Source organism: Pueribacillus theae (assembly GCF_003097615.1).
In the GTDB taxonomy this organism is placed as follows: domain Bacteria; phylum Bacillota; class Bacilli; order Bacillales; family UBA6769; genus Pueribacillus; species Pueribacillus theae.
On sequence record NZ_QCZG01000010.1, the window covers coordinates 79,846 to 92,596 of the forward strand.

The 12,751-nt window shown below is 37.8% G+C and carries 14 protein-coding genes; 5 read left to right on the forward strand and 9 right to left on the reverse strand.

Features of this window, described 5'->3' with window-relative positions; translation table 11 throughout:
• Window positions 1-68: 68 nt before the first annotated feature.
• The 7 genes from dnaI to DCC39_RS06835 all read right to left on the reverse strand — a co-directional run bounded on the left by dnaI (window position 69) and on the right by DCC39_RS06835 (window position 6,161).
• The gene (gene dnaI, locus DCC39_RS06805; RefSeq protein ID WP_116554144.1) at window positions 69-1,013 is read right to left on the reverse strand and encodes a primosomal protein DnaI; all 945 of its coding nucleotides are present in this window, start codon (window positions 1,011-1,013) and stop codon (window positions 69-71) included.
• A gap of 36 nt (window positions 1,014-1,049) precedes the next feature.
• Window positions 1,050-2,435 carry a replication initiation and membrane attachment family protein gene (locus DCC39_RS06810; RefSeq protein ID WP_116554145.1) on the reverse strand — a complete coding sequence of 462 codons (1,386 nt, stop codon included), beginning with the start codon at window positions 2,433-2,435 and terminating at the stop codon, window positions 1,050-1,052.
• 337 nt (window positions 2,436-2,772) lie between these two features.
• The gene (gene nrdR / locus DCC39_RS06820) at window positions 2,773-3,234 is read right to left on the reverse strand and encodes a transcriptional regulator NrdR (protein WP_116554147.1); all 462 of its coding nucleotides are present in this window, start codon (window positions 3,232-3,234) and stop codon (window positions 2,773-2,775) included.
• A gap of 100 nt (window positions 3,235-3,334) precedes the next feature.
• Window positions 3,335-3,922, reverse strand: coding sequence for a Uma2 family endonuclease (locus DCC39_RS06825; RefSeq protein WP_116554148.1), 588 nt, complete (start codon window positions 3,920-3,922; stop codon window positions 3,335-3,337).
• Between the two features lie 104 nt (window positions 3,923-4,026).
• Entirely contained in the window at window positions 4,027-5,181 is a 1,155-nt protein-coding gene (trpB, locus tag DCC39_RS06830) for a tryptophan synthase subunit beta (protein ID WP_116554149.1), read from the reverse strand.
• 310 nt (window positions 5,182-5,491) lie between these two features.
• Window positions 5,492-5,665, reverse strand: coding sequence for a hypothetical protein (locus tag DCC39_RS19070; protein ID WP_165820792.1), 174 nt, complete (start codon window positions 5,663-5,665; stop codon window positions 5,492-5,494).
• A gap of 4 nt (window positions 5,666-5,669) precedes the next feature.
• A complete protein-coding gene (locus tag DCC39_RS06835; protein ID WP_116554150.1) occupies window positions 5,670-6,161 on the reverse strand; it encodes a hypothetical protein in 492 nt (163 codons plus the stop codon).
• A gap of 205 nt (window positions 6,162-6,366) precedes the next feature.
• Between DCC39_RS06835 and DCC39_RS06840 the strand changes: the two genes are divergently transcribed.
• Entirely contained in the window at window positions 6,367-7,149 is a 783-nt protein-coding gene (locus DCC39_RS06840) for a TetR family transcriptional regulator (protein WP_116554151.1), read from the forward strand.
• Between the two features lie 105 nt (window positions 7,150-7,254).
• Complete coding sequence (locus DCC39_RS06845; protein WP_116554152.1) at window positions 7,255-8,196, forward strand: alpha/beta fold hydrolase; 942 nt, start codon at window positions 7,255-7,257, stop codon at window positions 8,194-8,196.
• Between the two features lie 60 nt (window positions 8,197-8,256).
• Here the strand turns inward: DCC39_RS06845 and DCC39_RS19790 are convergent, their stop codons facing one another.
• Window positions 8,257-8,445 (reverse strand): AMP-binding enzyme, encoded by a 189-nt coding sequence (locus DCC39_RS19790; RefSeq protein ID WP_116554158.1) that lies wholly within the window; start codon window positions 8,443-8,445, stop codon window positions 8,257-8,259.
• Window positions 8,446-8,705: 260 nt separating this feature from the next.
• Window positions 8,706-9,593 carry a LysR family transcriptional regulator gene (locus DCC39_RS06855; protein WP_116554153.1) on the reverse strand — a complete coding sequence of 296 codons (888 nt, stop codon included), beginning with the start codon at window positions 9,591-9,593 and terminating at the stop codon, window positions 8,706-8,708.
• 172 nt (window positions 9,594-9,765) lie between these two features.
• Here DCC39_RS06855 and DCC39_RS06860 point away from each other — a divergent pair, with 172 nt between their 5' ends.
• The 3 genes from DCC39_RS06860 to DCC39_RS06870 are packed head-to-tail and all read left to right on the forward strand — an operon-like array spanning window position 9,766 to window position 12,462.
• Window positions 9,766-10,017: a hypothetical protein gene (locus tag DCC39_RS06860; RefSeq protein ID WP_116554154.1), complete on the forward strand. Its 252-nt coding sequence runs from the start codon at window positions 9,766-9,768 to the stop codon at window positions 10,015-10,017.
• Window positions 10,014-11,495 (forward strand): sodium:solute symporter family protein, encoded by a 1,482-nt coding sequence (locus tag DCC39_RS06865; RefSeq protein WP_116554155.1) that lies wholly within the window; start codon window positions 10,014-10,016, stop codon window positions 11,493-11,495. Before DCC39_RS06860 ends, DCC39_RS06865 begins: the two co-directional genes overlap by 4 nt.
• A 10-nt stretch (window positions 11,496-11,505) precedes the next feature.
• Window positions 11,506-12,462, forward strand: a complete 957-nt coding sequence (locus DCC39_RS06870) for a carbon-nitrogen hydrolase family protein (RefSeq protein WP_116554159.1) — start codon at window positions 11,506-11,508, stop codon at window positions 12,460-12,462.
• The last annotated feature ends 289 nt before the right edge of the window (window positions 12,463-12,751 follow it).

Sequence of the window (12,751 nt, forward strand, 5' to 3'; positions counted from 1 at the left end):
TACCTTGTACAAATATATGGCTGCAAAAGGAGAAAAATGAGGCTTTTTTTCATAAGATAGGCATTCAGTCACTTAGAGAGCGAAAAATTCTCCCTGCGGTTCTTGCCGCCAATGTATTTCGAAATCGTATAATGGCGGATTCTCTCCATAATCCGCTTCGCCTTTAACAGTTCTGTTCCTGCCTTCTCGGAATAAGCTAAATGCTCTTCAAGCTCATTGTAATCGTAATTTGAACTGTACAATGTCGGCAGATTTTCCATCATTCGATATTGGAGTATTGAACCAAGCACTTCATCGCGGATCCAGCCAGATATTGCTTCCGCTCCAATATCATCAAGGATAAGCAAAGGCACTGTTTTAATATATGTGAGTTTCTCTAGAAAACGATCACTTCCAATCGCATTCTTCAAATCACGAAAGAAATCGGGTGTGTACACCATCAACGATTTCACATTTTTTAAAAGTGCGAGTTCATTCGCAATCGCGCACATGACATACGTTTTGCCGACCCCGAAGTCTCCGTAAAAATAAAGGCCGTGCTTTGTTTTACCAGGTACAAAGTCTTTTACATATTTTTCCGCTGTTTGAATCGCGTCGAAACGTTCGGGATTGATCTCGATTTCTAAAAAACGGGCATTTAACACTTCTTTTGGTACGTATAGGCTTTGAAAAAGCGATCTTTGCCTACGCTCTTCATCTTGTTTTTCTTTTAAAGGGCACGGGGAATAGCCAACGTCAATCGAACCTTGATTTAAAAAGAGATTGGGGCTATAGCCTTTCAACACATTTGGGCATAATGCTAAACCAGGGCATTTTACACAGTTTTTATGTTGTTGATTAAATTCATATAGCTTGGACAAACTTCTTTCAACGGTTGTTCTCGATAAAGCATGATCCGCTACAAATTCACGTATCTGTTCATTTGAAAGGATCTCTTTTTTAACTTTTAACAGCCTGTTTTGAAAGCTGTTTTTGTTCATCATCTCTTGAAGCGTATTTTTAATGGGTTCCATTTCCTGCACCTTCTTTATAACGGTTTTTCGGCAGGGCTAATCGCTATACTTTTTGAGCCGGGCTTCAAGCTGCCTTTTCTGTTGTTCAAAATCCGATAAATCTTGAACAGGTTCCTGTTTATTTTCAGTCATCCATTTCGGAAGTTTATCTTTACGTTCATTTTTTGCAGAATACGCCTTCTTCCGCGCAGTTGCAGGTTTTGACCATTCCTGATATTTTCGGTGCTCTGATTTCGCCAACGCCATGGCTTCACTTACAGTCTTAATGTTTTTCCTAGCCCAATGGGCAGCGATTTTTTCGATATAGGCTTTCACCATTTTCATATCATTCGTCCGCATGACATAATCGATTAATACGTTCACAACACCCGGATTCAAATTTTGTTCAAACATAATGCCTTCAATAATTTTTATATCACTTGCAGCTGGCTTGGCACCACCGGCCATTTTTTCCAGTTGTTCGTACGGGCTGATCGATTCAAATAATTCCATTGCTTTTTCCTCTTCTGTCTCAGCTTGCTTCTTTTTCTGTTGTTTGTACATTGGTGGTTGAATTCGCAAACTTAAATGAGGAAGCTTGTTCTGATGTTGAACGGCATACCATTCATGTGTCGATTTTCGAAGGGCTTCAGCACTCAATTCATCATATTTGACATAAGTTGATTCGATCAATTGCTTCATTTGCAAAGGTTCAATGTTGTATATGTAAACAAGTTTTTTGATTGTATCTTTCATTTCGGCATTTAGCGCATCTTTCGGAACGATTAGATCAGATAAGCTTTGTTCGAGCCACTCCATGTCAAAGTCCTCAGCGATTGAAATGGACGAACCGGTTTTTTCTTTTAAATAGGCGCTGCCTTCTTCAAGCTCCATCGCTTGAGAGATTTCTGAAGACTCTGTTGTCCTCATTTCAGAAGGATGGAGCGAATCGTATACTTCATTAAATGCCGCTGTTATGAGAGTAAATCCTTCTACATGGGTGGTGGTTGTAAATTTTCTCTTTAATTGTTGAAATTGATGATTTCCCAACCGGTTATAAAGATAAACATTTAATGCCCCATCATTAAAAAAATTATCCGGTGACATTGGCACTTCAAGTTGATACAAGTAACTTCTTTCCCCATTCTCTTCTTTTACATATGTTGTGAGAAGGCCAATCCCTTCTAATTTTTTTCTTGCCAGCAAAATTTCCTTTAAATCGAGTTGGGTTATATTCATTAGGCTGCGATGAGTCGCACGTTCGCTCCAGTCTTGTTCATTTTCCAATTGGCTCCACAGTGTCATATATAGGCTGTAGGCAACTGCGCCAATGAGCGGTTGATACAAAGAAGTCAACGTTTTTCTATAAAAATCATGCATCAATCCGTTCGAACGCACTTGGTAGTGATCAATCGGAAGCAACTCTTTCCAATGATTCCCCATCACAATCCCCCATTTTTCCGTAAAAACAATCCGCCCATTCTAGTACTCCTTTGAATATGCTATAACCTCATCGAATTAACAACAGAAATTCTCTTCCTGTCATTGCGGCATGCTAATGTTAATTTTAAACGGCGTAAAGCCGTTAAGATTGACGGAAGTCAATCTTCGTTGGTTGAAGCCAAGAGGCAGATAAGCTCGCTTATCAAGACTCTTGGATGCAACCAACGAAAAATCAACATTTCTTCCCCGAAAAACTTCATGGATTGCAAGTCTTTAGCTGGAAAAAAAGAGCATAAAGTCAATATGGCTTTAGGCTCTTTCTTGATCATCCATGTTATCATTTATCCACACGCTTCAATAATTCTTTTAACTCTTCTACAAATACGTTTATATCTTTAAATTGCCTGTAAACAGATGCAAATCTTACATATGCCACTTCGTCAATATCAGCAAGATGCTCCATTACTAGTTCGCCAACATCCTCACTGCTCACTTCAAGTGAGCCTTCATTCCTTAATTCTTTTTCAATATTGCTAACGGCATCTTCGAGAACTTCAAGTGGGACAGGACGCTTTTCACACGCTTTAATTAAACCTCGAAGCACTTTTTCTCTGCTAAATTCTTCTCTTGTTCCGCCTTTTTTTACAACGATAAGCGGCGTCTCTTCCACTGTTTCAAATGTTGTGAAACGATAATTACAAGCTTCACACTCTCTTCGCCGCCTAATGGAGCGAGCTTCGTGAACAGGTCTTGAGTCCAACACCCTTGTACCATTATGCTGACAACTTGGACAACGCACAATATCAACTCCACTCCAATTTCACTTAACTCTAGAATAGCAGGATTTTCGACACTTTACAACGATTAGGTAAGTACGTTCATGTATTTTCCAACATCTATTATTCCGGTATTTCTAATACATTTTCCATAATCTCCTTCATGGAAAACGATACACAAGAAATATTGTCAGATTGGATTTTGTCATCTTCTTCGTATACTGTGGGCAAGGTATATTGCTCACCACTCAGTAAATATTGTTCGATACACCGATTGTTTGGATCAACAATCCAATACTCTGGGATTGAAAATCGTTCGTATGTTTCCAGCTTGCTTTCTTTATCTCTTTTAACCGAAGATGGGGATAAAATTTCAATGACAAGATCAGGGGAACCTACAATTCCGCGTTTTTTTACAATTTTAGAAAAACGGTCACGATGAACGAGAACTAAATCCGGTTGCCTGACCATCGTGTCCGACAAAATTAAATCGATTGGTGCACAAAAACATATATAGTTTTCTTCGCAGCTGTTTAAAAACCTTTTATGAATTTCCGAACTAACCATTTGATGACTGGGTGTCGGAGATGGACTCATTAATTCCAAAACGCCGTCAACCAACTCATAACGTTTGCCGTCATCTAGACTGGCATAATCATTATAGGTCAATGGGTTTTCATGTATGACATCCTTCTTCTTTGAATATCTCATTTGGCCAGCCTCCCAAATAAAATAGGATGTTGCTATGATTATCTCTCATAACGACATCCCCGTAAAGAAAAAACAGAGGAAGAGTTCTTCCCCTGTCAAGTGTTTTATAGCATTTCAAAAACTTGCTGAACATCTTTATCCCCACGCCCTGACAAATTCACGATCAGGACATCATCCTTCTTAAGCGTTGGTGCGAGTTTAAGTGTATAGGCAATAGCGTGCGCACTTTCTAATGCAGGAATAATTCCTTCTGTTTTCGATAAAATTTGAAATGCCTCAAGCACTTCTTCATTCGTAACAGTGTAATATTCTGCACGTTCCGATACCTTCAAGTGACTATGTTCAGGGCCAATGCCTGGATAGTCTAATCCTGCGGCAATCGAATACGTTGGTTTTGGATTCCCTTCTTCATCAATCAGTGCCAAACATTTAAATCCATGCAGTTCAGCGGGAACGCCTTCCGTCAAAGATGGGGCTTTATCAGGCTCTACACCAATGAGGCGGACATTATCTTCCTCGATATAATGAGCAAACGCTCCAATCGCGTTGCTTCCTCCCCCAACGCAAGCAATAACAGCGGTCGGTAGCTTTCCTTCTTTCTCCATAATTTGTCTTTTTGATTCTTCGCTAATAATCGATTGGAAATGTTTCACGATCGTCGGATACGGATGAGGGCCTACCGCAGAACCAAGCAAGTAGAACGTATTCTTGTGATTTTGTACGAGATCGTTCAATGCTTCATCTACGGCGTCTTTTAAACGTCCTTGTCCTTTCTCGACAGGGACAACTTTTGCACCTAATAATTCCATACGAAATACATTCAGAGCCTGCCTTTTTGTATCTTCTGCACCCATATAGATGACACAATCCATGCCAAACATCGCGCAGGCAGTAGCTGTCGCCACCCCGTGTTGGCCTGCGCCGGTTTCAGCGATAATTCGCTTTACTCCCATTCGTTTCGCAAGTAAAATTTGTCCGATAGCATTATTTATTTTGTGCGCGCCTGTATGGTTCAAATCTTCTCGTTTTAAATAAATTTTTGCTCCGCCCAGCCGGTTTGTTAATCTTTCCGCATAAGTTAGTGGATTTTCCCTGCCGACATATTCCTTTAAATAGTAATTGTATTCCTGAATAAACTCTTCATCATCTTTATACTTTTCAAATTGTTTATCTAAATCGTCCAATACTTCTTGCAGATCAGGAGGTACAAAGCTCCCGCCAAATTGTCCAAAGTAACCTTTTTCCTTCACTATGCTCATCTCAGCTCTCCTCCGTATTTGAATAATATACTGTAAATTTTAACAGGAAGATGTGCGCTTGTATAGGATAAAATCAAATTTTCCGGCGATATCAATTGTAATCTCTTCCTTTTCATGACATCTCAAACAAACATAGCTGACACTTTGTTTCTTGGACTTGTTGATATTTATGATTTCTTCTTTTTCTTTCCGTTTTTCCGGTATTTGGATACCAGTGAGATTGTTAATATTCTAAAAAAGCTTTCTTATAATTTAAAAAAGAAGCAACACTTCTTCCTAAAAAAGAAAGAGGACGCTTCTTTTAAAATGACTATTTATTTTTATTTTTGTTTTTATTTTCCTCAATTGCTTTTTTCATTAAGTCACGAGTCTTTTGTCGTTCTTCCGCTGTATCTGGAAGTGCCCAAGCATAAATGCCATTGTCCTTTGTATCAATTTCGTGTGCCAGTTGACCAATCTTACTTAACGAGCGATCTTTTATCATCATATCACTCTCCTTCCATTAAGTATAACTTACGAAGTCGAATTGATTCAAGTTCAAAAATAACTAGACGATTATTGCCAATGTATCGAGCCCCAAGACTCTCATAATATCGAATAAGTCTTGGATTGATTTTGCTTTCAATACATACAATCCCATCATTCCCGCTCTCAAAGCTTTTCATGCATACAAAAGCCAATAGCGGGTGAGCAATAAATAATCCCCATCTGTTCCTATTATCGGGAGAAGACTCAAGAAATCTAACCAAAACAAAGCCTTCATCATACTCAAAAGATATCAACCCTTGTATGTCAGGAGAACCAAGTATTATTAACTTATATACCTCCCGACGAGGATTGTTAAACTCTGTCCTCCAGTCAAAGAACCAACCATGTTTAGATGGAGAAACCCCTGGAAGGTCATCCAAATTTAATGGTTCAACATTACCTGTAAACGTCTCACTTTTACTTAATTTCCTATGTACTTTAACCCTCAACATATCACCAACTCTTAAGCATGATAAGTATATTATATCAAAAATTCAGACAATAATAAGATTCTTTTGTTTCTTATCAGTCGATATTCAAGGGATCTATTTATAAATTCTGACTATTCTGTTGACATTATTCATTATTTAAAATATAATAAAACCATACTAAAAAGTATGTATATAATGCACTTAAAAGTTTTTGAGGTGTTGTAAATTGAAACCATATGACAAAATTATGGATGCTGTTAAGAATCTTGCTACGCATTATCCATATGACAAAATAACCTATGCTGATGTGGCAAAAGAAGCTAACGTTCATTGGACCACAGTACGACGGCATTTAGGAAATAAAGAGAATTTGAAAAAAAAACTGCTGGCTTATCAATCCGAGAATAATCATTCCTTCACAGATACTCGAACAAAAATCCTTGATGCAGCCGAAAAAACTTTTACAAAATATGGCTATGAAGGAGCTACTTTAGATCAGGTAGCCAAAGAAGCAGGATTGACAAAAGGTGCTGTGTATTGGCATTTTACGAGCAAAAGTGATTTGTTCTTAGTCCTTACGGACCGTAGTCTTAAAAAACTTATAGAAGGTCTTCCCCAACAGTCAGAGGATATTTTTAATTCCAGGAGTTCGATGGAGGCATTAAAAGTACTTTTAGAAAACGAATTTCGTGCTTGTGCAGAAGAAAAGAACGATAAACCATTACTCTTTTTTGAATTTATTTCAAAACGCAGAGATCAGGAAATTAAAGAAAAGTTAAGCACGTCTTTTTCACAGTTATTCGAAGGGACTTCTGAGATTTTGAAAAAACTTCAACAACAAAATCTTGTAACACGTGATGTTGATTCCCACGCGTTATCAGTTATTCTTCATGCATTAACAAATGGCATCATGCTAATGTCCTTAGTCTCTCCAGATCATGTACCATTACGTACAATCGCTGACGATGTTTCAAAGATTATTTGGAAAGGAATAATGCCCGAAAATTAATCCCGTACATTTACGGGATTTTTAAAGAAGCTAACATACTTAAAAGTATGTGAATAATGTTATTTACTGAGCGTTTAAAAAAATGTTAAAAAGGAGAAGGAAGCATTGGTCATTACGATATTACTGCTTATCTCTGTATTTATTGGTGGGCTATATGTTTATAACCAAGTGCAATTTAAAAAAGCAGAATCCTTATATCCACCAATTGGAAAATTTATAACAGTTGATGATGTTAAACTTCATTATATTTCTGAAGGAAGTGGTCAACCAATCGTGTTACTACATGGAGGAATGCTTTCTAGTGGAGATTTTATAGATGTCATAAAGTTAGCCGCTAAACAAGGTTATCACGCAATAGCGTTTGACAGGCCTGGATACGGATATAGTGAGAGACCTAAACAAATAGAAATGACCCCTATTTTTCAAGCGAAGCTTATTCATAAGGCATTAAAGAAATTAAGAATCAACAAACCTATTATTCTAGTCGGACATTCGTGGAGTGGTACGATGACCCTTTCCTATGCACTCCAATATCCTAGTGAAGTAGCTGGAATTGTAACGTTAGGAGCAGCAATGTATAAAGAGGGTTATCCCGCAGAACATGGCGATTTCCTATCCAAACTGGTAACAACCCCCATTTTAGGTAGTTTTATTTTAAATACATTGTTAAAAACTCCACTAGGAAAAGGGATGGCAAATGCAATGGCAACCGCAACATTCGAACCTGAAAAAGTACCGGAGGGTTACAGAGAAAAGGTTTATGCTTTAGGCTTCCGTCCAGGCCACTTTAAAGCAAACCGTGAGGATGTCCTTGCTTTCCCGGAAACCTCAAAAAATTTGAGTAGTAGATATAAAGAAATTAATATACCTGCCATGATTATCGTCGGGGAAAAGGATCCTTTTGGGACAATTGAACAAGCTCAACGATTAAAAAATGAGATTCCCCATGCAACCTTGATGCTTATTCCGAACATCGGTCATATGATTCCAGAACTTCATCCAGAAATAGTCATGGACATTGTAAATGCTTTAGTACTTAAAAAATAATTCCATCTGGCAATCGGGAAGATATATGAAGATATATATTTGTACATCGATTAAACATTTTTAAGAATGGCGAAGGAGATTCTTTTGTATCTTGCCGATTGATGTTCTAGGAAACTCCTTAACAAATTCAATATGCTCTGGGATTTTAAAGTCAGAAAGAGATTCTTTGCAAAAAGCGATGATTTCCTCTTTCGTTATCGTTACCCCTTCGTGTAGTTGTATAAATGCTTTTACAACTTCATCTCTTATTTTTTATCTAGAACAGATATTACAGCTGAATCTCGTGCAGCTGGATAAGAATTAATAGGGCATAATTTTTCAAATATATGAAGGCTTGAAGCAGATTATTAATAGCAAATTGGAGATTTATGGAATGCAGCAGATGAAATGGAAAACATGGAGTTGACATTTTATCAATGGTTTCGATAGCGATTTATAGATTAAAAGAGTATTTGCTAGGTTTTTTGGTAGGGAGTAATTCTCTTCCGTAAGATGGTAGTAAAGGGAAATTATGATGTATAAATTTCCCTCACTACATTTATAAATTCCTTTAGTGCATAAGATTTATATGCATTTTTTTTAGTAATTATTCCAATGTTCCAAACCGTTTTTGGTTGTGTAATCGGTAAGGCGACAATATCAATATCATTTAATTTATTGGCAAGTATTTTGGGAATTACAGTTATCCCCAACTGGGCAGATACTAGCTGTAATACTAAATCCCATTGCTTGCTTTGGAATGTGACCTCTGGGGAGAAACCTGACTCGATACAATGATTTCGAATGAGATTATATAATGCAAATGACTTATCGAATAAAATAAACTTTTCTTCTTTCAATTGGGATAGGCTTACTTCTTCTGCTCCAGCAAGCGGGTGCTTTGATGAAACGCAAACAACAAATGTATCTTGATAAATGACTTCAGCATCTAACGTGTTAGATGCTGGCAAGACGACAAAGCCGATATCCAATTCCCCACGATTTACTAAACTTTCTATAATGACGCTTCCATCTTCTTCGGTTGTTAACGTCACTTTAGGGTATTTTTTCAAAAAATGATAAGCGACTTGAGGAAAGAAGACAGTTCCAATAATTTGCGGGATTCCTACCCTTACCTCACCTATAATAACTTCGGATAGTTCATGTAAAGATTCGGGTATGCTCGTTACTTTTGCCAATATTTCTTTACTTTTCTCATAAAGAACTTTTCCTTCATCTGTTAGTTGAATTTTTTTGCTTGATCGATCAAATAATGTGACTTTCAGTTCTTGTTCCAACTTTTGAATTGTTTTGCTTAAGGCTGGCTGACCTACATATAGTGCTTCGGCAGCTTTTGTAAACCCTTTTTTTTCTACAACTGTAATGAACACTTCTAACGATCGTAACTGTAGTTGCATAGTCACCTCCAGGTTTATTCCAAAAAGGAATGTTTTATATTCCTTTGATGTATTTTACTTCATGATAACGGAAGTGTAAAATGATAACACAGTTGAATACGCTTTCAATTGAATATTTTTTGAAAGTGAATACAATTTATCTTATGTTTTTTATGGAAAGGGGAGGATTATTATGAGAAAAGCCCATGCACTATGGATTACTGCGTTCTTTATTATTTATTTATTAACCTTTTTACCGAATTTCGGTATTATGAATGACCTAAAATTCATCGGATTTTTGCCACAATCTTTAGCTTGGGTTTTGCTGTTAAATGCAATTAATACTGTCATTATTTTTGTTATATATTTTAAGTTTTTTAAACCGTTTGCACAGAACGTAGAAGAAAAAATGATGAAAATTGAACAGGAGGGTGAACAAACATGAGCCAGGTTGCAGTGACGATTGTCGTATTAATTTTATTTTTAGGGATATTACTCTGGATTAGTAACTTGGCATCTAAGTCGAACATTGCCACTCCAAGTGATTTCTTCCTTGCAAACAGAAGTCTTGGAACGATTGTCATGACGATGACAACAGGTGCTAGTTATTTCAGTACATGGACATTGCTTGGTTCAATTGGTAACCATTACCGCGATGGGGTTTGGTTTTCAGCTTTTGCCGCCTGGGCTGTTGTTCATGCTTTATTCATCTGGTTATTTGGTTCGCGAATTTGGTATTTGGGAAGAAAGCATAACTTTGTGACGCCAGGCGACATGATGGAAAAATATTATAAAAGTCCTTTTTTAAGAATACTATTTGCTCTCGTCGGGATGATTGGCCTTATCCCATATATGCTTATTCAAATAACTGGAGGGGCTTTTTCTTTAAATAGTTTAACTAATAACGCGATCCCGTATTGGGTTGGCATTTTGATTATGGGTGTTTTCGTCGGGATTATTGTCACGCTGAGTGGTGGACGAGGCGCAGCATGGGCGGATACATTTATGGGCTTTTTCTTTGGAACGACATTATTAGTCATTACGCTCATCTTTATTTATAGTGCTGGGGGTTTTAATGCGTTCGTTAATTTGCAATCGGTAGCACCTGAAATTCTTGTAAATAAAGGGCAATTCCCTGGTATAGTAGAAACAGCTGTTGGGTTAATGTTCGGATTTTGGATTATGCCTCATATGTGGCAAAAATTTTATTCTGCAAAGTCTCCTACGATTTTAGCGAAAACATCTATTATTACTCCGTTTTGGAATTCTTGGTTGATGGCGCTTGGAGCACTTTTTATCGGTATGATGGCACATACACCCGGATTAGTTCCTGGACTTACACCGGAGAATAGCGATACGATTATACCATTATTTTTTTCTACTTATGCACCAATATTTGGTGCCATCGTTGTAGCAGCTATCATTGCGGCTGGTATTTCGACAATCAATAGTGCGTTACTTTCTTCTGCAAGTTTGCTTGTGAACGATATTTATGTGCGTTTTATTAATAAAGATGTAAGTCCAGCTAAAACGACCTTTATTAGTAAGATGACTGTATTATTGATGACATTAATTGTAGTTATTTTTGCCTTTATCCCTGCTGCCCAAGGATTTCTCATTCCAGTCGCGGCATTAGGTTATGGTATTGTTTTGCAACTTGTTCCTGCAGCACTTGGTCCATTATATTGGAGAAAAGGTACATTAGCTGGAGCAGCCGCATCCATTATAGTAGGGGAGGCCGCGCTTGCCGCAGTTTATATTTTCGGTTCGCCATTATCGTTCGGACCTGCTACAACAGGATTCATTTTAGGGATTTTGACATTCATTGGAGTTAGCATGATTACAAAAGATACAAATGCTCAGGAAAAAGATGATCATCATAAAGATTTAGTAGAAACATATTTCCCGAGTGAAGCAAATTAGAAGGGTGATTATATTGAAGCAAAAAAATCAGTTTAAAGTGGCAGTTGTACAAGCCGGTTCAGAAGTGATGGATAAGGAAAAAGGGATAAAAAAGACGGTTCGCTTGATTGAAGAAGCGAGTCAGGAAGGTGCGAAGATTATCGTTTTTCCGGAAGCGTTTATTCCAGCGTATCCTCGGGGCATGTCTTTTGGAACGATAGTAGGATCCCGTTCTGATGAAGGTAGAAAAGATTTTTTCCAGTACTGGGAAAATTCAATTACAGTTCCAGGTCCTGAAACAGAGGAAATCGGCAAAGCAGCCAAACTGGCGAAAGCATATGTCGTAATTGGTGTTATTGAAAAGAATAATGACTCAAGCCAGGGAACGCTCTATTGTACAGCATTATTTTTCGGACCGGACGGAGAGCTATTAGGCAAACACCGGAAGCTAAAACCAACAGGTTCAGAACGACTTATTTGGGGAGAAGGAGACGGTAGCACGTTGCCCGTTTTTGATACGCCGTACGGAAGAATTGGATCGCTCATCTGTTGGGAAAATTATATGCCGCTTGCTCGCGCAGCAATGTATGATAAAGGTGTGCAAATTTATATCGCGCCAACCGCTGATGGAAGAGATACTTGGTTTTCCACGATGCGACATGTTGCAGTGGAGGGCAGATGTTTTGTACTGTCGTGTAATCAATATTCTACAAAAGACATGTATCCGGAAGATATATCTTCCCGAAAAGAATTTGAAGATTTACCACATGAACTTACTTTAGGTGGCAGCTGTATTGTCGATCCGCTTGGTGAATTTATTGTTGAACCTGTAATGGGTGAGGAAAAAATTATTTATGCGAATATCAATTTGGATAAAATTGCGGAAGCACAGTTTGACTTTGACGTCGTTGGCCATTATTCACGCCCAGATGTTTTCCAGTTAACAGTGAATGAGCAAGAACAGAAAAATACAATTTGGAAAAAGTAGATGGATCGTAAAACCCTTTCCAAGGAAGTGGATATCATTCCTTGGAAAGGATTTTTTTGTGGTGTTTATCCTGGGATTGTTGTCCGTTTCCACACAATTTTGGTTCTATTTATCAAAATTAACTATTTCTTGTCCTTTTGGTTTTGGTTTGTGCAGGGATGTTCCGGTTTAATGATAGCACCCACTTGCTCAACCAGACGGTCACAAGCTGTTGCTACTTCCTTCAGCCTTGAGGAGTAAAAATTCTTCGAGATAATTCCCCCCTAAATTTTGATAAATATGGGATAAT